At 45.1% G+C, this 21,297-nt stretch carries 23 protein-coding genes; 18 read left to right on the top strand and 5 right to left on the bottom strand.

Annotated elements, in window-relative coordinates; genetic code table 11:
- The first annotated feature begins 20 nt into the window (after window positions 1–20).
- From OO778_RS00440 to OO778_RS00465, 6 genes are all read left to right on the top strand, one after another.
- Window positions 21–1,244 carry an EAL and HDOD domain-containing protein gene (locus OO778_RS00440; RefSeq protein WP_005393827.1) on the top strand — a complete coding sequence of 408 codons (1,224 nt, stop codon included), beginning with the start codon at window positions 21–23 and terminating at the stop codon, window positions 1,242–1,244.
- 171 nt (window positions 1,245–1,415) lie between these two features.
- Window positions 1,416–1,751, top strand: coding sequence for a metalloregulator ArsR/SmtB family transcription factor (locus OO778_RS00445; protein WP_005393826.1), 336 nt, complete (start codon window positions 1,416–1,418; stop codon window positions 1,749–1,751).
- A 42-nt stretch (window positions 1,752–1,793) separates the two neighbouring features.
- Window positions 1,794–2,795, top strand: a complete 1,002-nt coding sequence (locus tag OO778_RS00450) for an ArsJ-associated glyceraldehyde-3-phosphate dehydrogenase (RefSeq protein WP_005393824.1) — start codon at window positions 1,794–1,796, stop codon at window positions 2,793–2,795.
- A 12-nt stretch (window positions 2,796–2,807) separates the two neighbouring features.
- Window positions 2,808–3,302 (top strand): cyclin-dependent kinase inhibitor 3 family protein, encoded by a 495-nt coding sequence (locus tag OO778_RS00455; RefSeq protein ID WP_264910479.1) that lies wholly within the window; start codon window positions 2,808–2,810, stop codon window positions 3,300–3,302.
- Window positions 3,303–3,558: 256 nt separating this feature from the next.
- Complete coding sequence (arsJ, locus tag OO778_RS00460) at window positions 3,559–4,776, top strand: organoarsenical effux MFS transporter ArsJ (RefSeq protein WP_264910480.1); 1,218 nt, start codon at window positions 3,559–3,561, stop codon at window positions 4,774–4,776.
- A gap of 275 nt (window positions 4,777–5,051) precedes the next feature.
- Window positions 5,052–6,065 (top strand): acyltransferase family protein, encoded by a 1,014-nt coding sequence (locus tag OO778_RS00465; protein ID WP_203343726.1) that lies wholly within the window; start codon window positions 5,052–5,054, stop codon window positions 6,063–6,065.
- Here the strand turns inward: OO778_RS00465 and OO778_RS00470 are convergent.
- Entirely contained in the window at window positions 6,062–6,391 is a 330-nt protein-coding gene (locus OO778_RS00470; protein ID WP_005393817.1) for a DUF2500 domain-containing protein, read from the bottom strand. The genes OO778_RS00465 and OO778_RS00470 overlap by 4 nt on opposite strands.
- A 328-nt stretch (window positions 6,392–6,719) precedes the next feature.
- Between OO778_RS00470 and OO778_RS00475 the strand changes: the two genes are divergently transcribed.
- The 4 genes from OO778_RS00475 to OO778_RS00490 all read left to right on the top strand — a co-directional run bounded on the left by OO778_RS00475 (window position 6,720) and on the right by OO778_RS00490 (window position 9,774).
- Window positions 6,720–7,088, top strand: a complete 369-nt coding sequence (locus OO778_RS00475) for a hypothetical protein (protein WP_005393815.1) — start codon at window positions 6,720–6,722, stop codon at window positions 7,086–7,088.
- Window positions 7,089–8,170: 1,082 nt separating this feature from the next.
- Complete coding sequence (locus tag OO778_RS00480) at window positions 8,171–8,791, top strand: lysoplasmalogenase (RefSeq protein WP_005393811.1); 621 nt, start codon at window positions 8,171–8,173, stop codon at window positions 8,789–8,791.
- A gap of 69 nt (window positions 8,792–8,860) precedes the next feature.
- Window positions 8,861–9,082: a YecH family metal-binding protein gene (locus OO778_RS00485; RefSeq protein WP_005393809.1), complete on the top strand. Its 222-nt coding sequence runs from the start codon at window positions 8,861–8,863 to the stop codon at window positions 9,080–9,082.
- A gap of 107 nt (window positions 9,083–9,189) precedes the next feature.
- On the top strand, window positions 9,190–9,774 hold the full coding sequence (locus tag OO778_RS00490) for a YhgN family NAAT transporter (RefSeq protein ID WP_005393807.1): 585 nt from the start codon (window positions 9,190–9,192) through the stop codon (window positions 9,772–9,774).
- A 57-nt stretch (window positions 9,775–9,831) separates the two neighbouring features.
- On the opposite strand, the gene OO778_RS00495 is transcribed toward OO778_RS00490, so the two are convergent.
- Together OO778_RS00495 and rsmD are read right to left on the bottom strand one after the other, a co-directional pair.
- Window positions 9,832–10,098 carry a DUF1145 domain-containing protein gene (locus OO778_RS00495; RefSeq protein WP_005393805.1) on the bottom strand — a complete coding sequence of 89 codons (267 nt, stop codon included), beginning with the start codon at window positions 10,096–10,098 and terminating at the stop codon, window positions 9,832–9,834.
- Window positions 10,099–10,123: 25 nt separating this feature from the next.
- The gene (gene rsmD, locus OO778_RS00500) at window positions 10,124–10,723 is read right to left on the bottom strand and encodes a 16S rRNA (guanine(966)-N(2))-methyltransferase RsmD (protein ID WP_104969938.1); all 600 of its coding nucleotides are present in this window, start codon (window positions 10,721–10,723) and stop codon (window positions 10,124–10,126) included.
- A gap of 230 nt (window positions 10,724–10,953) precedes the next feature.
- On the opposite strand from rsmD, the gene ftsY reads away from it, so the two are divergent.
- The 6 genes from ftsY to glpG all read left to right on the top strand — a co-directional run bounded on the left by ftsY (window position 10,954) and on the right by glpG (window position 16,514).
- The gene (gene ftsY, locus OO778_RS00505) at window positions 10,954–12,168 is read left to right on the top strand and encodes a signal recognition particle-docking protein FtsY (protein ID WP_264910481.1); all 1,215 of its coding nucleotides are present in this window, start codon (window positions 10,954–10,956) and stop codon (window positions 12,166–12,168) included.
- 22 nt (window positions 12,169–12,190) lie between these two features.
- Window positions 12,191–12,865 (top strand): cell division ATP-binding protein FtsE, encoded by a 675-nt coding sequence (gene ftsE, locus OO778_RS00510; protein WP_005393800.1) that lies wholly within the window; start codon window positions 12,191–12,193, stop codon window positions 12,863–12,865.
- On the top strand, window positions 12,855–13,823 hold the full coding sequence (ftsX, locus tag OO778_RS00515) for a permease-like cell division protein FtsX (RefSeq protein WP_005393793.1): 969 nt from the start codon (window positions 12,855–12,857) through the stop codon (window positions 13,821–13,823). Before ftsE ends, ftsX begins: the two co-directional genes overlap by 11 nt.
- Window positions 13,824–14,000: 177 nt before the next feature.
- On the top strand, window positions 14,001–14,858 hold the full coding sequence (rpoH, locus tag OO778_RS00520; RefSeq protein WP_005378693.1) for an RNA polymerase sigma factor RpoH: 858 nt from the start codon (window positions 14,001–14,003) through the stop codon (window positions 14,856–14,858).
- A 493-nt stretch (window positions 14,859–15,351) separates the two neighbouring features.
- Window positions 15,352–15,672 carry a thiosulfate sulfurtransferase GlpE gene (gene glpE, locus OO778_RS00525; protein ID WP_005378691.1) on the top strand — a complete coding sequence of 107 codons (321 nt, stop codon included), beginning with the start codon at window positions 15,352–15,354 and terminating at the stop codon, window positions 15,670–15,672.
- Window positions 15,672–16,514, top strand: a complete 843-nt coding sequence (gene glpG / locus OO778_RS00530) for a rhomboid family intramembrane serine protease GlpG (protein ID WP_258615203.1) — start codon at window positions 15,672–15,674, stop codon at window positions 16,512–16,514. Before glpE ends, glpG begins: the two co-directional genes overlap by 1 nt.
- A 58-nt stretch (window positions 16,515–16,572) precedes the next feature.
- Here the strand turns inward: glpG and OO778_RS00535 are convergent, their stop codons facing one another.
- Window positions 16,573–16,983, bottom strand: a complete 411-nt coding sequence (locus OO778_RS00535; protein WP_046874381.1) for a flagellar basal body-associated protein FliL — start codon at window positions 16,981–16,983, stop codon at window positions 16,573–16,575.
- 161 nt (window positions 16,984–17,144) lie between these two features.
- On the opposite strand from OO778_RS00535, the gene OO778_RS00540 reads away from it, so the two are divergent.
- Together OO778_RS00540 and ubiA are read left to right on the top strand one after the other, a co-directional pair.
- A complete protein-coding gene (locus OO778_RS00540) occupies window positions 17,145–17,684 on the top strand; it encodes a chorismate lyase (protein ID WP_005393781.1) in 540 nt (179 codons plus the stop codon).
- Entirely contained in the window at window positions 17,685–18,539 is an 855-nt protein-coding gene (gene ubiA / locus OO778_RS00545) for a 4-hydroxybenzoate octaprenyltransferase (RefSeq protein ID WP_005393780.1), read from the top strand.
- A 67-nt stretch (window positions 18,540–18,606) separates the two neighbouring features.
- On the opposite strand, the gene plsB is transcribed toward ubiA, so the two are convergent.
- On the bottom strand, window positions 18,607–21,033 hold the full coding sequence (gene plsB, locus OO778_RS00550; RefSeq protein WP_047010238.1) for a glycerol-3-phosphate 1-O-acyltransferase PlsB: 2,427 nt from the start codon (window positions 21,031–21,033) through the stop codon (window positions 18,607–18,609).
- Window positions 21,034–21,297: the final 264 nt, after the last annotated feature.

Consider the following 21,297-nt stretch of genomic DNA (forward strand, 5'->3'; position numbering starts at 1 on the left):
TTTATAGGTCCTTCTTTAGCATGAATACAACGTATGTTGCTCGCCAGCCGATCTTTAACCGCAAAAGACAGACGCTGGGTTATGAATTGTTGTTTCGAGATGGGGAGAGTAACGCATACCCTTCGCATATTGAGTCAAACCGGGCAACATACCGATTAATTGTCGAGAATTTCCTATCACTGGGCACTAACCCAGTGATTGCTTCTTCGCGATGCTTTATCAATTTTCCTCATCAAAGCTTGGTGCGCCGCTTACCGCGCAGCTTGCCAAAAAACAAAATCGTCGTCGAAGTCCTGGAAACTTGCCAGCCGACCGATGATCTTCTCGATGCGATTCGCGAGTTGTATCGAGAAGGTTATTTGATCGCGCTGGATGATTTCACCTTAACGCCGGAGTGGCGTCGCTTCTTACCTTACGTGCACATCGTTAAACTCGATATCATGGCAATGGGGCTGGAAAAAGCGTGTGCGTTGGTCAAAGCTCACCTTGCTAAACGCGTCAAATACCACTTTTTGGCGGAACGTGTTGAAACCGCAGAAGAGTTTGAGCAAGCCAAAGCGGCTGGCTTTAAGTTTTTCCAAGGCTACTTTTTTAGTAAGCCATTAGTTTCGCAAACAAAATACGTGAGCCCTGAGCAAGTGTTAGCGCTACAGCTTTTTCGTGAAGTCTGCTCACCAGAGCCAGACTTTACTCGTATTGAAACCATCATTACGCAAGATGTCGCGTTGTCGTACAAATTATTGCGCTTTGTAAATACGCAAGCGCCAAACCTCGCTGTCGAAATCAGCTCGTTTCGTCAGGCCTTGATCTACCTTGGTCAGGATAATCTTAAGCAGTTTGTCTCCTTGGTCGTGGCGTCGTATATCTCTAGTAACAAGCCTCGAGAGCTGTATCACCTTTCATTACAACGAGCGCAGTTCTGCCAATTAATGTCGCGTTATCAGCCATTTTCCCACCTCAACGAACAAGGGTTTATGGTCGGCTTATTATCGATTTTAGATGCGATGCTTGATTTGTCGGTGGAATCTTTAGTCAAGCAATTGCCACTTAGCGAATCTGTACAACAAGCCTTATTACATCGCAAGGGGGTTTATGGTGCGCTGATTTCTCTGGAAGAGTGTTACGAGCGTGCCGACTGGTCAGGCGTCGAAAAAATCACGACGCAGTTGGGGTTGTCTTTGGAAGAGGTCAAGCTCTCGTTAGGTGAAGCGGTTCGCTGGAGTCAAAACGTCGCAACTGCGTAAATTTCTGCCGTATCTTTATTCTCTCTAACCGTTCTTCTCTCTAACCGTTCTTCTCTCAATCTTTATTAGCTGTTTCGATGTGAAACTTTTATGACGATTCTGGGATCACTCTTGACGACATCCTAGAGTTAAATAAGTATATACGCATATCCATATATAGGTGTGTTTATTATGCTTCCACATCAGTTTTTCAAGCTGTTATCCGATGAAACGCGCGTACGTTGTTTAATGCTGGTGGCCCGTGAAGGCGAAACTTGCGTGGGTGATTTGGCGTTTGCGTTGCAAGAGAGTCAGCCGAAAGTTTCTCGTCATCTTGCTCAGTTACGCTCCAGTGGCATCTTGGTGGATAAACGCCGAGGGCAATGGGTGTACTACGAGTTATCGCAGCAATTACCAGGTTGGATGCGTAAGCTGATTGAAGACTTAGTGGCATCAAACTGTTTGAAGCAAGAGTACCAAGACGACATCACACGCTTGCACGATAAAAGTCGTGAGGCTTGCTGTTAATAGCAAACAGAGATTCAAGGTAGAAGATTAAAGGGTAAAACTATGACAATTAAAGTAGGCATTAATGGCTTTGGCCGAATTGGTCGTTTAGCACTGCGAGCGGCATTCGACTGGCCAGAGTTAGAGTTTGTGCAAATCAACGATGTCGCAGGTGATGCAGCGACGCTTGGCCACTTATTAGAGTTCGATTCAGTGCAAGGTCGTTGGCACCATGAAGTGCAGGTTGAGGGCAATGAGCTCGTCATCAATGGCAAGCGCATCGCCACGACTCAGCAACGTGACATTGACGCCGTGAACTGGTCTGGCTGCGATGTTGTGATTGAAGCGACAGGTGTACACCGCAAAACCTCGTACCTAGACCAATATCTCGATCAAGGTGTGAAGCGCGTGGTGGTGAGTGCGCCAGTGAAAGAAGAAGGTATTGCGAACATTGTAGTTGGTGTGAATGACCACATCTTCGATCCTGAAAAACATCGTATCGTGACAGCCGCTTCGTGCACAACAAACTGTATAGCGCCTGTGGTGAAAGTTATTCATGAGAAGTTGGGCATTGAGCAATCCTCTTTCACGACAATTCACGATTTGACCAATACGCAAACCATTTTGGATGCGCCACATAAAGACCTGCGTCGTGCTCGTGCGTGCGGCATGAGTCTTATCCCGACCACTACCGGTAGTGCGACTGCGATTGTGGAAATTTTCCCAGATTTAAAAGGCAAGATTAACGGCCACGCGGTACGTGTACCGTTGGCGAATGCGTCATTGACCGACATCATCTTCGATGTAAAACGCGATACCACGGCAGAAGAAGTGAACGCTTTGCTGAAAGAGGCGTCGGAAGGGGAGCTAAAAGGCATTCTTGGCTTTGAGGAACGTCCATTAGTGTCGATCGATTACAAAGGCGACCAACGCTCAACCATCGTTGATGCACAATCCACCATGGTGGTTGGATCACGAATGGTGAAGATTTACGCCTGGTACGATAATGAAATGGGATACGCAACGCGCACCGCAGAATTGGTTCGAAACGTTGGTTTGGCTTAATAGGAGTTCACAATGTCTCATCCTACATGGCAATTAGATTTGGACTCTGGTGCATTAGTTTTAACACCCTGCCCGGGTACGAAAGGCGTCGAGTTGAAAGCGTCGTTGGAACAGTTGAAGGAGCAGGGGGTTCAAGCCGTGGTTACGGCATTGGACAATGCTGAGCTAGCATCGAAAGACGTCGCGGATTTGGGTGAAGTTACCCAACAACTGGGCATGAAATGGTTCCAGATCGAGATTGAAGATGATTGCGCACCCAGTGAGGATTTCGCGATGAAGTGGCAACAAGCTAGCCCTGAACTGCATGTGATTCTTGCTCAAGATGGCAAAGTCGCGATGCACTGTATGGGCGGCTCGGGTCGCACTGGTTTGTTCGCAGCTCACTTGCTGCTAGAGAAGAAATGGCCGTTAGAAGATATCGTGCGAGAAGTGCAGGCTCTTCGCCCTGGTGCGTTTACAAAACCGGTGCAGCTTGAGTACATCGAACGCGTGGCGCAAGACGCTTGATCAGCTTAAATAGCTTTTGGAACATCATGATCCAAAAGCTATGTTCCAGTTTATATAATGGAAAATAGGTCAGCAGTAAAACTAAAGGTTTTAATTTAAGATTTTGTTTTTATTGGTTATCTTTGTCCGTTTGTAAATTTCGGTGTGTTTGTGAATTCGAACTAAGGTTGTATCGCCTTATGGTTGGTGTACAGGTTAATAAGCATTTGGCACATGATGATCTAAATGCTTCTATCGCTGTACATAAGAGGTCAATATGATTTCTCAATTGAACAAAAGTATTCGTCAGTACATGTTAGTGACGTTTAACTATTGGAGCTTTACCGTGACCGACGGAGCGCTGCGTATGCTGGTGGTGCTCTATTTTCACGACTTGGGTTATTCCACGTTAGCTATTGCCTCACTGTTCCTTTTCTATGAATTTTTTGGTGTGGTGACCAATTTGATTGGTGGGTGGTTGGGCGCAAGGTTAGGCCTGAACAAAACCATGAACATTGGTTTAGCTATGCAAGTGTTTGCGTTGTTGATGCTGGCAGTACCCAACGCATGGCTGACGATTCCTTGGGTGATGGCGGCGCAAGCTTTGTCGGGGATTGCCAAAGATCTCAACAAGATGAGTGCCAAGAGTGTGATTAAAACATTAGTACCAGACGAGCAGCAAGGCGCACTCTACAAATGGGTGGCGATTTTGACAGGCTCGAAGAATGCACTCAAAGGGGCGGGCTTTTTTGTTGGTGGCTTGCTGTTGTCTTGGGTGGGCTTCCAAAACTCGATGTTTATTATGTCGAGTGTGCTGGCATTGGTGTTTGTTTGCAGCATGATCTGGCTAGAAGCAGGCATGGGTAAAGCAAAGAGCAAACCTAAGTTTCGCCAAATTTTCTCCAAGTCCGAATCTATAAATATTTTATCTGCGGCACGTATGTTCTTGTTTGGGGCGCGTGATGTGTGGTTTGTGGTCGCTCTACCTATTTATCTTGGCAGTGTGTTTGGCTGGGATCACTTGTGGGTCGGTGGCTTTTTAGCCGCATGGGTCATTGCTTATGGGTTTGTGCAAGGCTTTGCGCCGCGTATTACTGGCAAAGCGCAAGGTCGCGTGCCTGATGGTAGTGCAGCATTAGTATGGGCAGGAATTCTTGCGTTAATTACGGGCGGTATTGCTTATGGTGTGCAAATCGGTTGGCAGCCTGAGTTGGTGATTGTTGTGGGGTTAATGATTTTTGGCGCTGTGTTTGCCATTAACTCTTCACTTCACTCGTATCTGATTGTGAGCTATGCCAAAGGCGATGGTGTGTCTCTCGATGTTGGCTTCTATTACATGGCCAATGCGATGGGACGTTTGATTGGCACGGTATTATCGGGTTGGATCTATCAAGAGGCTGGCCTTGCGGCGTGCTTATGGGTCTCCTTTGCTTTCTTGGCGCTGACGACGCTGATTTCGATTAAGTTGCCAAAAGCTAACGTTGCTACTGCGTAACTATTCCCAGTATTGCTATCTGTAGATGGTATAAATGGCTCCAAATCGGAGCCATTTTTGTTTCTTATGCGCCGTTGATGTAATCAAACTGTGTGGGTTTGGCATCGAGAGTGAATGCTGATGTTTGGTTCTCGTTAATTGATTAGAGTGGTGATGAAATCCCCGTTGTAGGTCATTGTTGCGTTAAAAATAAGCAAAAACAGATTGTTAACCATTTCACTGGCTGAGATTTACCCTATGCTATAAACGATAAGCGACTCAAAGTAGGGAAAGGTATGAGAGAAAGGGTTCTGTTTTTTGATTTATTGCGCTGCTTTGCTGCGGTGGCAGTGATCGCCATTCACGTCTTGGCCCCTTATCGAAATGAGTTAGGAGTGATTCCGTTTGACCAATGGTTGACGGCGGTAGGCGTTAATAGCGTTACCCGCTGGGCGGTGCCAGTTTTCATTCTGATCACCGGAGCGCTGATGCTCAGTGACACTCGACCATTTGACGGTAAGTATTATATCAAAAGGCGTTTAGGCAAAGTCTTAGTCCCATTTCTTATTTGGTCGATGTTTTATGCATACCTCTCTGGCTGGACGGCTCAAGGGTTTGACTTTGAAACCGTAAAAGAGGTGTTAAGCAATAGCCCATTCCACGCAACGTATTACCACCTCGGTTTTTTCTATTACTTTATACCGCTGTATTTTGTGATTCCGTTGTTCCAATGGATGGTACGCAACGTTGATGACAATGTGTTGTATACCTATCTCGCATTTTGGCTTTTCACCAGCACGCTGTTTTTGTTCAAGATTGATGGTCCGTGGAGCAACCAAATGTGGCTCTACATGGGTTACCTTCCTCTGGGTTATGTTCTATTTCAAAAAGTGCCTTTGAACCGCTCTATGGTGGCCTTATTTACAGGGTTTGGCCTCGTCGCGTTGGCTGTGACATTTACTATGGTCGTGACGAACAGTTTAGAGGCGGAGAAGTACACGGTTGGACGCTGGCTGTCTTACAAAACACTGAATGTCATTCTAGCGGCTTCGATGATTTTCATGATCGGTCGTTACTTTGGGGAAGGCTTGTCACCAAAAGTACAAAAAGTGGTGAGTGTGATCAGTCAGCACAGCTTGGGGATTTACTTACTTCACCCAATTTTCTTATGGCCGATGAAAGCGTTTGGTTGGTACACCGGACATCCCGCATGGGTGATTCCAGTCTGGATCATTATCAGTGGAGCTGGAGCCTTGGCGATGAGCTATCTCTTTTCTCGCTCTGCCAAGACTCGTTGGTTACTGCCTTAACGTTTGATGGCGAAGTGAAGGAATTTGTTACCACGATAGGTTAGCGTTCCTTTATCTCCAGGGTTGAGTGCATGGTAGTAGTGCACTCCAATTTGGAACTCTCGTTTAGGGCCAATAGAACCGCGTTGGACATAAATCCAATATTCTTGGTCGTCTTGGCCTGGTGGTGCATCTGGGATGTCGATAGCTTGCTTATCTAAAATAGTTACCTGTGCACTTTGTTCTGGAGCGTCTTCGCCCACATAGTGCTTGCTATAGAAACGAAAAAATACCCATGCGCCCAAAGCAATAAGGGCGAACAGGGCAACAATAAGTGAGATTGGCATGTTAACCTCCGATGTTTCATTGAGCTCTATTCTACAGAACTCATTGATGAAACGATGAGTTGAGATAACTTATTCATAATCTAATGAAAGGGACATGAATTTTATTCGGCGCACTTCACGGTTTACCTCAATGGGCGCGCGATGAAATCGTTGCTTCATCTGCAAGCTACGTCACTAAAGCTGAACTAAGCAGCTTTCACTTGTCTGGCTATATGCGCTCAAGGGCACAAATTGAAAGTAAAATTGCACTTAACGGCTCGAAAAAGCTCTAAATTTATAGAAGAATAAAAATAACGAACACGGGAAGGGTCTGGTAAGGAGGGTTACGATGTCAGATATTGAAAAAGTAGTCATGCGTACCCGAACGATCGAAAAACTTTTGCGTACTCAGTACCATGCAGAAGGGAAAGGGTTACACCAACTTATTAATAGTTGTGAAGAACGTTTACCACATGACGTGATAGCGAAACTTCGTTTTATCGCTACTGTGCGTAATAAAGTGGTTCACGAAGACGATTATAAGCTGGATGATCGGAAAGGCTTTATGGCGGCATGTGACGCTTGTGAAAAAGAGCTAACGCCAAGAAGCTCTCGTTTTATTTGGCGTGCAGCAATTTTGCTAATGACGTTGATTACGCTCGCCGCTCTTGGTTTCTACTATATGCATTGGGATATCTTGTCCAAACACATACAGTAGAAAAACACAGATAAATAAAAAAGGACGCATTTGCGTCCTTTTTTATTTTTAATCAGTAGGTTAGTACATCATTGGCAGTGTCATTAAACCCACAACCACTGCAATCATTACCAGCCCTTGTTTTTGAGAAGATGAAATCATAACACTACCCCTTAATCTTTGATGAACTCGATGAATTTAATATAGCACTGTTTTTGGGGTTTGATCAACATATGCTCGATAATCTTTTCAAAAAATACACTTAACTTGTCTTTTTTTACGTGTTTTTGACTAATGAAACTGTGTTTTTTGTGTTGTATTTAAAATGCTCGTATTGTGTGATTGTTGTTCGTATTTTGTTTAAGTGTATGATTTTAAAGTATCAATCTTGGTTTGTTGTTGGCTTGGAAATTGTTTTTTGTTTCGGTTGGTATGTTGATTGCCGATTTTGTCTGTGTTTCTCAAAAATTGAGAAAATAAAAAGATGTGCTATGGAGGTGCATCATTGAGTTGAGGTGTGGAAGGGGAATTTTCTTATCTAATGAGAAAATATGGGCTTAAAAAGTGTTTAGTGATTTGATGGTTTATGAAGTCGGTGTTTTCAATGGTTATTGAGAATGTGGCTTTATTTATCATTAGCTTACGTTCGTTATTTGATGTTTTTGTTATTGAGTTAAGTTTGATTTTTCATGTTGTTCTAATCTGTTCATCGGTGGTTTCTACTATCTTAGCTCGCTACCAAGACGATTTTCTGTTTTGTGTCTGTTATTTATTCTTGTTGCCTGTGATGTATACAGTCTGATGGTTTAGTCATCAGTTTTTGACGTGATGGGTTACCAAGGCCATTGGGCTGCTTTTTAGTTAAATGGCCTGACTAAGCGCGGGTTATTGTGCCGTGTGATTTGATGAACTTGGCTCATGGGATAGGGCTCTGCCCCATATTTATGGCCGTCATTAAGGCTCATCGACTTAATTGTTGTGCAGACTGAGGGTTACAAAATGTTTCGAATCGCTAGCGAGATCCAACTTTCGCAGATTGTGTCTTTACATCAAAACTGGTCTACCTAGACTAGCGGCGAGTTTAAGTAAAAGGTGTATACGGCATGTGGAGTTGGCTGGCGATAGGGCTATCAGGTGTGTATTCCGTGTTGGGAGCAAAACAAGCTAACCCGACACAATCCCTCGTGTTTAAAATCTTTACTCTGCTACTTCTTCTTGTGTTGGTGTTAACTCAAGGCGCATCCGCAACATATACCTACTGGATTGCGGGTGGGCTTATTGTTTCTATGGTGGCAGATACGCTGCACTCGTTTAAAACTCGTAAGCTAATTTACTTTGCTGCGTATTTGCTTGCTCAGGTGTGCTACAGCAAGTCATTTTGGGTGCAGCTTAATGGTGAGATTGTCTGGTGGTTGTTGGCCCTACTGCTCGCAGCGAGTATCGTGGCGTTCTTTTTGTTGCTACCTCAACTCGACTCTCTGGTGTTTCCTGTTGTGATCATGGGGATGATGTTGGTTCAGCTTGCTTGGGCGGCGGGTGAAGTTTGGTTGCAGGCCCCGAGCTATGCCAATGCTATCGGTTTCAGCGGAACCCTAGTTTTGATCTATTCGGCGTTGGCGTATGCGATACACGGTTACCGAAAACCGATGAAACACGCCTATCTGTGGGTAAGTGGCAGCTACTTCTTTGCCCACGCCCTCATTGTTGCCTCTATCATTTACTAATTTAAGTCAAAGCAGCTCACGAAGATTTCAGTAAACTGGACGTATTGTTCTTGATGACTGGAGTCAATAATGAGTGAAATCCATGCCCACGAGCTGCTAAACCTACTTCGAGAAACGCCAATGGATCGCGAAGCGCTGGCACAGCACTTTGGCAACACCGTTCGCTTTCACACCTGTAAACTGAATGATCTAGACTTAGATGCATTGCTAGCATTTTTGCTCAAGCGCGACAAAATCCGTGAGCTTGAAGGTAAGTTTGTGGTCAATATGGCGCGTGTCTGCAATCACTAAGCGGCGGCTATGATGCGAGGGTGAATATGCTGTTTTCGCCCTCAGCCATGTACTCACGTTGTCAGTTTGCTATACACTGGCCGCCATTTTTTAGGTGAGGCCAGAATATGGACATTCTTTCTGCAGCGACCATGCTGTTTCTAATCATGGACCCTCTCGGTAATTTGCCGATTGTGTTGTCTATTCTAAAGCACATCGATCCTAAGCGTCGCCGTAAGGTATTGATTCGTGAACTACTGTTTGCCTTACTAATCTTGATGTTGTTTCTGTTTGCAGGACAAAGCATCTTAAGTTTTTTGCATGTCCAGCCAGAAACGCTCAGCATTTCAGGTGGCATTATTCTCTTCATTATCGCGATTAAGATGATCTTTCCGAGTGCTGGCAGTATCACTGGACTGGCGGCAGGCGAGGAACCCTTTATTGTTCCGATGGCCATTCCTATGATCGCGGGCCCTTCAGTGATTGCAGCATTGCTTTTGCTATCTTCACAGCATCCAGAAAAAATGTTGGAAATGTCCGCATCAGTTGTGATTGCCTGGGGCGCAACATTTTTTATTCTAATGTTTTATGGCTTCTTTAATCGTTTGTTGGGCGAGCGTGGTCTAAAAGCGGTAGAGCGTTTAATGGGCTTGTTGCTGGTGATGATCTCCACTCAAATGTTTTTGGATGGTGTTAAGAGTTATCTTGGGTGACGGAATAAACGCAATAAAAAAGCCGCTCTTGAGAGTGGCTTTTTAGTATTTGGGCGATTACATCATGTGTTTACGACGAATATCGAGCAGGGCAAAAATACCAAAGATCAGGATGGAATATTTTTCCCAACTGCTCATTTTAATTTTGTCGCCAAATGCGCCAATGAAGATGGCCATTTGTAAACCGTGCATGATGAACAAAAAAGCGGTCATGATGTACAGCGCAATCGCGGCATTACCGGGAAACGGCATAAAGATATTGAGGATCAATACTAACCAAACAAAGGCGATAGCCGCTTTGGCCAGCAGAATTAATGCTTTCATTTAAGTGTCCTTTTAAATCGAGGCGTTATGCGGAGGTACGTTCATACAGACGGTAACTCACTTGGCCTGCTGTTTTTTCTCGATGTAACTGCCAGTTTTCTGGTAAGTCGGCAATATTGAGTTCTTTTTCTGTTTCAATATAAATCATCGCGTCTTCCGCGAGCCAGCCATTTTGTTCTAGCAGAGCCACGGTTTCATCCAATAGTCCCTTACGAAAAGGTGGGTCAATAAACACCACATGATGCGCAGTACCCGGCTGTTTTAAAAAGCTCAGTGCGTCGGTATTCACTACTTGGATGTTGTTCGCGTTAAGAGACACCACATTCTTCTGTAACTGTTGGAAAGCTTGTGGGTTCAGCTCGACCATGGTCACTTGCTCTGCTTGGCGCGAAGCCGACTCAAAGCCTAAGCCGCCGGAGCCGGCAAATAAGTCGAGACATTTTGCTTGCGGCACATCTTGAGCCAGCCAGTTAAATAGCGTTTCTTTGACGCGATCGGTCGTTGGGCGTAAGCCTTCAGCATCGTGTACAGGAAGTTTTCTGCCTCTCCATAAGCCACTAATAATGCGAACAAAGCCCGTTGTTGGCTTTTTTTGTGATGAGTTTTGCTGGCGACGTCTTACCATAGATTTTTTGACCGCTAATAAAGTGATACTATATCTAATCGCCCAAGCCGTGAGCTTGGAGCTTGGATACAGCCCAGAATATTCAAGATGACAGAGTGTAACACTAATAAGATTAGAATTACCTAATCGGAAAGTTTTCACAACTTTGTCATTAGCCTTTTTTAGACAGATAATAATCTTGTCAAAAAAGAGTCATTAATAGATAAAAGAACAATCTAGGATAGCCCCAGATGACGGAAAAAAAGAAGCGCGGATTACTTTCGTGGCTAGGTTTTGGTGACGAAGAACAAAGCCCAAAACCAAAAACTGAAGAAACAGTAAAAGAAGAAGCAGTGGAAGCGCCTTCTGAAGAGCAGCAAACCGACGCGGCTGCTGAGCAAGCGGAAGCAACGCCAGAACTTGAAGAAGAATCGAAAAAAGCGGAGGCTGCCCCAGCAGAAGCAGAAGCAGAAGCAGAAGCAGAAGCAGAAGCAGAAGCAGAAGAGCCTGCTGCACCTCGCGTTCAAGAACAAGAAAAGCCAACAGAGAGCTTTTTTGCTCGCCTCAAACGCAGCCTAAGCCGCACAAAAGCAAACATCGGCGCTGGCTTCTTCGGTCTGTTCAGCGGTAAGAAAATCGATGAAGACTTATTTGAAGAGCTAGAAGAGCAACTGCTTATTGCTGATGTGGGCATGAATACCACAACAAAAATTATCAACAACCTGACAGAAAAAGCCAAACGTGGCGATCTAAAAGACGGTGAAGCCCTTTATGGCTTGTTGAAAGAGGAAATGGCTGAGATTCTTTCTAAAGTCGAGCAGCCACTAGAAATCGATAGCAACAAAACGCCTTACGTTATCTTAATGGTGGGTGTAAATGGCGTGGGTAAAACCACGACTATCGGTAAGCTTGCCAAGCAGTTCCAAACTCAAGGTAAAAAAGTGATGCTTGCAGCGGGCGATACTTTCCGTGCCGCAGCGGTTGAGCAGCTACAAGTATGGGGTGAGCGTAACAACGTTCCTGTGATTGCCCAGCATACTGGCGCAGACAGTGCTTCTGTTATCTATGATGCGATTGAAGCGGCAAAAGCACGTGGTGTGGATGTTGTGATTGCTGATACAGCGGGCCGTCTACAGAACAAAGCGAACCTAATGGAAGAGCTGCGTAAGATTGTACGTGTGATGAAGAAAATTGATGACTCAGCACCACACGAGATCATGCTAACGCTAGACGCAGGTACAGGGCAAAATGCCATTAGCCAAGCGAAACTTTTCAGTGATGTTGCCCCTCTAACCGGGATTACCTTGACTAAGCTGGATGGTACAGCGAAAGGCGGCGTAATTTTCGCTATTGCTGATCAGTTCGGTATTCCAATTCGTTACATTGGTGTGGGTGAAGGTATCGAAGACTTGCGTCCATTTGAAACTCAAGAGTTTATTGACGCACTGTTTAGTCGTGAAGAATAAAAAGAGTTAGAGGAAATCAACGGTGATCAAATTTCAGCAAGTAAGCAAAGCTTACCGAGGTGGTCGACAAGCACTGCAAAAAGTCGATTTTCACCTGAGGCGCGGTGAAATGGCGTTTTTAGGCGGGCATTCCGGGGCTGGTAAAAGTACCTTGCTGAAATTGATCTGCGCGATAGAGCGACCAACTGATGGGAAAATCCATTTTAATGGCCACGACATCACGCGTATTCCAAGCAAAGACATCCCTTTTTTGCGCCGCAATATTGGGATTGTTTTTCAAGATCATCGTCTATTGATGGATCGCAGTGTATACGACAATGTCGCTCTGCCAATGCGCATCGAATCGATTTCTGAAAACGAAATCAAACGCCGCGTTTCTGCGGCGTTAGATAAAACAGGCTTACTCGATAAAGCTCGTTGTCTACCTAGTCAACTCTCTGGTGGTGAGCAACAACGCGTCGGTATTGCCCGTGCTGTGGTCAATCGACCAACGTTGCTGGTGGCTGATGAGCCGACAGGTAACCTTGACCCAGAATTATCCAACCGTGTGTTGCGTCTATTCGAAGAGTTTAACCGTGCGGGCGTGACAATCTTACTTGCCACGCACGATGTGGGGTTAGTAAACACTCGCCCACAGTATCGTCATTTTGAATTGAACCAAGGCTTCCTAAGTGAGGTAGAAGACTATGGCAGGTAACAAGCACTCCCAAAAGAAGGGGAAAGGCCGCAGTGCCAAGCGTGCAAATACCGATGGTTTTTTCTCTGTCCACGCAAAACAAGCAAAATCCTCTTTTAGCGCCTTATGGCAACGACCTTTAGGTAATATCCTGACCCTAGCCGTGATTTCAATGGCACTTGCTATGCCAGCTTGTTTGTATCTACTGGGCAAAAACGTCGCGGGTGCCGCGGAAGATGTGGCATCTCCCTCGCAAGTTAGTGCTTACTTAGTAGAAGGCATGCCGGATGCACGTGTGATGGTTCTCAAAGATCAAATTGAAACTTGGCCTTTGGTAAAAGAAGTAGAATATATTTCTCCACAGCAAGGTCTGTCTGATTTGAGCCAATATGCAGGATTCGATCAGGCTATCAGCCTTTTAAGTGGCTATGCGCTACCCGGTGTGTTGGTGATTACGCCAGCCTCGGAGCTAAAAAGTGATATTCAGTCATTAGCCAAAGACGTTCGAGAGCAACAAGACGTGACCGATGTGAGACTTGACGAAGACTGGCTGGCGCGTCTTGATGCGATCAAAACTCTCGCGAGTATTATTGTCATTACTCTGACAGTGTTGATGCTCGGTGCGGTATTTTTAATCGTTGGCAACACGTTGCGATTTAATGTGCTGGCGAATAAAGAAGAGATTCAAACCATGAAACTGATCGGTGCGACGGACAGTTTTATTCTGCGCCCTTATTTGTACACGGGGATGTGGTTTGGCGTATTAGGTGCCACCATCGCGTGGTTGGTAACGGCTTTAGTGACCATTGTTATGAATAGTGCGGTGGAAGATCTTGCTGCATTGTACGACAGCCAGTTTCGCCTGATTGGTCTAAGCTGGGATGAATCTTTGTTATTAATCATCATTGGTAGTCTTTTGGGATGCATTGCGGCGCGCTTTTCTGCGCAACGACATTTAAAAGAAATTGAACCAGTTTAAGTGATGAAGGTCTTACTACTTGGATTTTATTAGCACTAGCTAATCTGGATCCCTTGTTTAGACCGAATGTTTATGGATAATTGCTCCCCCTTCTTGAAACTTGTTCATTTTGAGTTCAAGATATCGAAGCTAAATTTGCAATGTAATGCTCCAGATCAGAGATTGATGAGGAATTGAATGACAAAAGAAGCGTATCCGATGGCTCTAGTCACGCAAGATAGCCTTGATAGCTATATTCGCTCAGTAAACAGCTACCCAATGCTGACTGCAGACGAAGAGCGTGAGCTGGCAGAACGATTACACTACAAAGGTGAGATTGAGGCTGCAAAAGGTCTAATTCTTTCGCACCTACGATTCGTTGTTCACGTTGCTCGTGGTTACTCTGGCTACGGTTTGCCAATGGCGGACCTTGTGCAAGAGGGTAACATCGGTCTAATGAAAGCCGTTAAGCGTTTTAACCCAGAAGTAGGGGTTCGCTTGGTGTCTTTTGCTGTCCACTGGATCAAAGCAGAGATCCACGAATACGTGCTACGTAACTGGCGTATCGTGAAAATTGCGACCACTAAAGCGCAACGTAAGTTGTTCTTCAATTTGCGTAAGTCGAAAAAGCGCTTGGGTTGGTTTAACAACGGTGAAGTCGAAACCGTTGCGCGTGAGTTAGGTGTTGAGCCTTCTGAAGTTCGCGAGATGGAATCACGCTTAGCGGCGGTGGATTCAACCTTTGATATGCCAACTGATGAAGACGACAGCTCAAACGCTTACACAGCGCCGATGCTGTACCTAGAAGACAAATCGTCTGATGTGGCTGACAACATCGAAGCTGCAAACTGGGAAATGCACACCAACAACCGCTTGGGTCATGCATTAGCGAGTTTGGATGAGCGTAGTCAGCGCATCGTGCGTTCTCGTTGGTTAGATGATGAGAAAGCAACATTGCAAGACTTAGCTGATGAGTTCGGTGTTTCTGCCGAGCGTATTCGCCAGCTAGAAAAAAACGCAATGAAGAAACTAAAATTGGCCGTGGGTGAATTTTAATTTCCACTGCTAATTGAAAGTAAGATTTTCATAGAAAGCCGAGATCATGTGATCTCGGCTTTTTTATTGTCGATCGAAAATCGATAGCGTTTGCGATCCGGATTTTATGTGCTACCTGTGTATAACTCTGTGAAGTAATTATTTATCAACTGTTCGAAACCCGGACAAAATAAGGGATTCAAGCACTTTTCCATCTGGGGATAGTTATAGATATACACACAGTTAGATCAGGATCATCACTACATATTGTGGATCAAAAGATCCGAATATACTTTATCAACGCAATTCACAGCTTTATCCACAAATGGTTGGAATGTGTACACTTTTTAAAAGCCTGATTATCCATGTGTCTAAGTTTGCCGTTGGATAGGTTACAATAGCGGCAGTATACCCAAGCGGCTTCAAATATAGATTTTATGCTGTACCTCGGGTGCTGATTAGTACGTTAGGTTCGAGGTTGCTTGGGTATATTAATAAGACAATGAGAAAGTAAATGGATCAGTTTAAGCATATCGATGTACAAGGTGCGCAAGCGCTGCTCGAGCAGGGTGATGCGAAGCTTGTAGATATCCGTGACCCTCAATCGTTTGCCGTTGCGCATGCGGAGTCCGCGTATCACTTAACCAACGATACGATCGTTGCGTTTATGGATGAAGTGGAGTTCGAACAACCCATTCTGGTGATGTGTTACCACGGCATTAGTAGCCAAGGTGCCGCACAATATTTAGTTAACCAAGGCTTTGAACAGGTGTACAGTGTGGATGGTGGCTTTGAAGCCTGGCACCGAGCAGAACTACCGATAGTGAGAAGTTAATGAAGAGATTGGTAACGTTAAATAATCCACGTATGGCGCAAGCCTTTATTGATTATATGGCCTCTCGCCAAATTGACATCGAAATGATGCCAGAAGGAGACGGGCAATTTGCGCTGTGGCTGACTGATAGCCAGCATGAAATAGAAGCGGAAGCGGAACTTAAGCAGTTCCTCGCTAACCCATCTGATTCAAAATACAGCGCCGCCTCGTGGGACGTTGCCGATACTCGCAAGAGCACCTTTCATTATTCTAGCCCGAGTATCATGAGCATGGTCAAAGCAAAAGCAGGCCCAATGACTTTGCTGGTCATGACGGTGTGTACCATCATCTACTTGTTACAAATGTTTGGCTTTGGCAATGGCTTGTTTAAGTTGTTGCACTTCCCGGCTTTTGAGGGGCAACAATGGCAAGTGTGGCGATGGCTAAGCCATGCGTTACTGCACTTTTCAGTGACTCACATCGTGTTCAACTTATTATGGTGGTGGCAGTTGGGGGGCGACATCGAACGTCGTCTCGGTTCCGGTAAGCTATTGCAACTCTTTGTAGTATCAGCAGCGCTTTCTGGGGCTGGCCAATTCTATGTTGAAGGGGCAAACTTCGGTGGCTTGTCTGGCGTGGTCTATGCACTGCTTGGCTATTTGTGGATATTGGGTTACCGCTTGCCACATTTAGGCCTTACGCTACCCAAGCCAATCATCGTTTTTATGTTGGTATGGTTAGTTCTTGGTTTTGTGCAGCCGTTCATGGCGATTGCAAACACCGCTCACTTAGTGGGTTTACTGTCGGGGATGGCGATTGCGCTGTTTGATTCAGGCAAGATGAAATACCAACCGCAAGCCTAAAGCTGAAATGAAAAGACCGCTCAAGAGCGGTCTTTTTTATGTTCAAAACGATTTGGGTTTATTGGTAAAGGTATTTTGTAAACAACAAATCCGCAATGATGGTTTTACCTGTTTCGGGCAAAAGTGTTTCGTTGAGGGTCGTCACTAAGGTTTTGCGCAGATCTTCTCGGCCAGAAAGGGACTTAATAGTATCTTCTGTTTGCTTACCCAGTAATTCAATTACTGCATCGCGAATCAAAGGTTGGTGATGCTCAACAATCGATAAATCTTGTTGGCTCATTACCATGATGTCGATGCGCACTTGCACATAACCTAACTTTTTGCCTTTGGTGTAAAAGTTAGTAGTGAGATCAGGCTCAAGGGTAAAGTATGCCAACTTAGGTCCAGCTTCTTCCGTTTCAGCCCAACTTGGTGCGGCGAACAGTATGGTTAACGCAAAAATAATTTGGGCTATATAACGTTTGTACATATTTCTAACTTTTCTTTCTCTGGATCGCGATATTCGAATCGCTTCAGTCTTGATACAATGGGCCGTCTATAACAAATAACGGAACTTACGGTTACATACATTACTATGGACGGTAAGTTGTTGCTTTATTGTACGCATAAAGCCTCCAATTGAATACTAGTATGAATCAGCCAACATCACTCTATCTTGCTTCTTTATTGGAAGTAGAGTGGCAAAACCCCGAAGAATTCGAATTTCCAAATGAATTTGCCAAGCACTGGCTTGAAGAGCAAGGGTCTTTGTCACGTCGTTTAAAGCAACACTGCCAAGCATTAACGGTAGAATTGCTACAAAATCAGATCGTCACTGCGGCGACGTTAAAACAGGACGAAAGTCAGTTATTGTCCGAACAAGATTGCTTACTGCGAGAGGTAATTTTGTGTGGTGACAATGATAACTGGGTTATCGGACGGACATTAATTCCTCGCTCAACCTTAGTTGATCAGCAGTATGATTTGGCTCAACAAGGGGATATCCCATTAGGACTAACAGTGTTCAGCGCAGACAACGTTGAGCGAGACTCTTTGCAAATGGGATGGGTAGCCGTACCAGAAGGACGTTTGTTAGCGCGACGCTCAAGGTTGTGGATGAATCACAAACCGATGCTGGTCGCCGAGTTATTCTTATCTAATTCACCAGTTTACGCTAAGGAGACAGTGTAAATGTCCGCAGAAAAAGCCAAAGCATATTGGCAACTGATGCGCATGGATCGCCCGATTGGTTCACTGTTACTGATGTGGCCAACGATTTGGGCGCTGATTATCTCAGCCCAAGGGATGCCGAGTTGGGATGTATTTATCGTGTTTGTATTGGGTGTATTCCTAATGCGTAGCGCGGGGTGTGTGATTAATGATTTTGCTGACCGCAAAGTCGACGGCCATGTAAAACGTACCAAACAACGCCCACTGCCATCAGGGAAAGTGACAGCAAAAGAAGCGATTGGATTATTTTTGGTTTTGGGTATCAGCTCATTCTTGTTAGTGTTGACCATGAACCCGTTGACGATTCAGCTATCCTTCGCTGGCATCGTGTTGGCGTTCATTTATCCATTTATGAAGCGTTATACTCATATTCCACAACTCTTTTTAGGCTTAGCTTTTAGCTGGGCAATTCCAATGGCGTGGGCTGCACAAACCGGGGAGCTACCACTGATAGTTTGGTTTGTGTTTCTGATTAACGCTTTATGGACCATTGCGTATGATACTCAGTATGCGATGGTCGATCGCGATGATGATTTAAAGATTGGTATTAAATCGACGGCAATTTTGTTTGGTCGTCATGACAAACTCATCATTGGGGTATTGCAACTGATTACGCTCGCGATGTTGGTTTGGTTAGGGCAGTTCTACCAATTGGGACAAAGTTACTACTGGACCCTTTTGATTGCAGCGTCGTTGTTTGTTTATCAGCAGCACTTAATTCGTCACCGTGAGCGGGAGTTGTGCTTTAAGGCTTTCCTCAACAACAACTATGTTGGCATGGTGATAGCGATAGGGTTATTGGTCGCATTTTGGTAAGCGAAGAAATAGCAAAAAGGCATCCGATTGGATGCCTTTTTTCTTATTTTGGAAGAAGGTAAAACGGTTACGACTGAAGTTGATGAATACTCTCTTCGATAGTCAGTTTCACTTCTGGATAAAGCAGAGTGAATAGTAATCGTGCAAATTGCTGCGTTTTCTTCGTGTCACAGTTACCATCGTTATCGAGGTATTTTTGCTGTTTGAGCGTATTGAACATAGCGGTAAACACACCTTTATCGAAGAATTCTGGCGCATTAATACCGTGTAAGCGTCCTAAACGTTGAGCAATATCTTGGCTCTTCTGTTCTAGGTCCGATTTACCGAGCTCTGGGTAAGCAACAAGCAAGTTCATCGCGATAGAGTAGCGTTGCAGTGTTTCCGTGATTGTACGACCTAGCAGAACCAAAGGCTGGTTGTTCGACTGATTGATCTCCAGCTTATCACCATCGAGGCTAATCATTTTCTGATCGGCAAACTCATGCAGTGTTTTAACGACCAATTCATCCAACTCGTCTTCTTGATAGCTTAAGAACAACTCTTTCTTCAAGAATGGGTAGATTTGCGCGACATTCGCTTGAATCTTTTCTACCGAAAGGTTGCGCTGACGAATGATCATCTGAGCAATTAATGATGGCAGAGCAAACAAGTGGATGATGTTGTTGCGGTAGTAGGTCATCAGGATCGATTGGCTACGATCCAGCGAAATGATGTCACCCATGCTATCGGTTTCAATCACGAACTTATCAAGCGAAATTGCATGATCGACCAACTCCTCAGCACTTTCGGTAGGGATAGTGGAGGTGCTTGAGTACGGGTTGTTTTTGAGTAGCTTTAAGTAACACTCAATCTGGTTGATCAGCGAGTCACGAGAAAGTGCACGTTGACGAGAAGCAAGCAGTGCGGTTGCACACAAGGTCAACGCGTTTGCTGCCGCCGCATCGTTGATGTGCGTCATCATCTTATTAGCAAGGTCATTGACCACAGGATTCATCCATTGTGGTTTGTTACCACCCATGCTGTCGATGTCTTTCGTCCACTCAGGAGCATGCTCGTTCAAGTATTGGTTGAGCTGAATTGGCTCACCGAAGTTCACATAGCCCAAACCAAAGTTACGCAGTTTACGCAGAGTACGCAGTACAAGCCCTGCGTTTTCTTTCTCTTTGCGTTTGCCACGCAGCTCTTTCGCGTAAGTGCCTACTTCCATTACGTGCTCGTAACCGATGTAGACCGGCACTAGTGTTACTGGGCGGTTTAGACCACGTAGCATTGCTTGGATGGTCATAGCCAGCATGCCCGTTTTCGCTTGCAGTAAGCGACCTGTACGTGAACGACCACCCTCACTGAAGTACTCGACTGAATAGCCTTTGGCAAACAGCTCAGCTAGATACTCGCGGAAAATGGTTGAGTACAGTTTGTTACCTTTAAAGCTACGACGAATAAAGAACGCCCCACCGCGACGGAAAAGAGGACCGGCCGGGAAGAAGTTCAGGTTAATGCCTGCCGCAATGTGCGGAGGCACCATGCCTTCATGGTATAGAACGTAAGACAACAGTAGGTAGTCCATGTGACTACGGTGACACGGAACGTACACAATTTCGTGGCCGTCTTGCGCTAAACGACGCACAGTCGAGGCGTTATTGATGTGCAACCCTTGGTATAGCTTTGTCCATAGCCAACTCAGGATGCGGTCGCCGTTTTTCACTAGACCATATGAGAAGTCGGCGGCGATTTCATCCATGATGTCATGTGCTTCTTTACGTGCCTTATCAATCGAGATGTTTTTGCTCTTGGCTTCGTCAGCGATCGCCAGTTCAATAGCTGGAGATTTTAGTAAACGAGCAAACAACACTTGGCGTTGTGGCAGGTTTGGTCCTGAAGCAGCAAGTTTTTGGCGAGAGAAGTGGATACGCGCCACGCGAGCCAATTTGTGCGCAATTGCGCTGTCGGTACCGTGAGAGTCTGCCATATAACGCAGAGATACCACGGGACTAAAGCGAACCAAGCAGTCGCGTCCTGCCGCCATTACCGCTTTGGCTTTTTGCGGACCATTCATCGGTTGAAGGTAAGGCTTTTGGTTCTCTTCTTTACCTGGCTTACGACCCCAAAGCACGGTTGCAGGGATCATTTGAACATCCAACTCACTGTCCAGTTTATGTAGTTCCAGTAAGTCAGTGAACAGAGAGACAGAATCGGTTGGGACATCATTATCGTTGTTCATCACAGTTGGACGCGCAGCGATAAAGACGAAACGGTTCAGCGTTTTGCCATTGATTTCCAGCGGGCTGAGCGGGTCGGGTAGACCAAGGCTCATGGCTTGTTTTTGCAGTGTCAGCAAATCCACGTTCGAGCGGAACGGTAGGGCATATACAATCGGCTTAGCGAGGTCGATATTCAGATCTTCAATCGGGTTCGACGGGATTGTGGTGCCCTTTACCAGTACCGATAAAGGTAGTTTTAGTAATGAACGTGAAAATGATTGTCCAGAAGACATAAAGTTCACAGCCTCAATAGGTATTCAAACAGGCCTAACCTTATTTCAGTGTCCGCTTTGCATGTCTTCTATAGAAAAAGAAATGAGTACGGCAAAAGAAATAAGCCTAGGCGATAAAATTTAAGCGCAGCAAGGATACCAGAAACTGGTCAAACCTTTTAATTTTATTGGCTGTAAATTAGTCGAACTCCTAAGTTGTTGCTTTACTTTGATTAACTGAAAAGGCGGTGTTTTAAACGCATGAATAATGAACTTGGGCAGCAA

The organism is Vibrio sp. STUT-A16 (assembly GCF_026000495.1).
Taxonomy (GTDB): domain Bacteria; phylum Pseudomonadota; class Gammaproteobacteria; order Enterobacterales; family Vibrionaceae; genus Vibrio; species Vibrio diabolicus.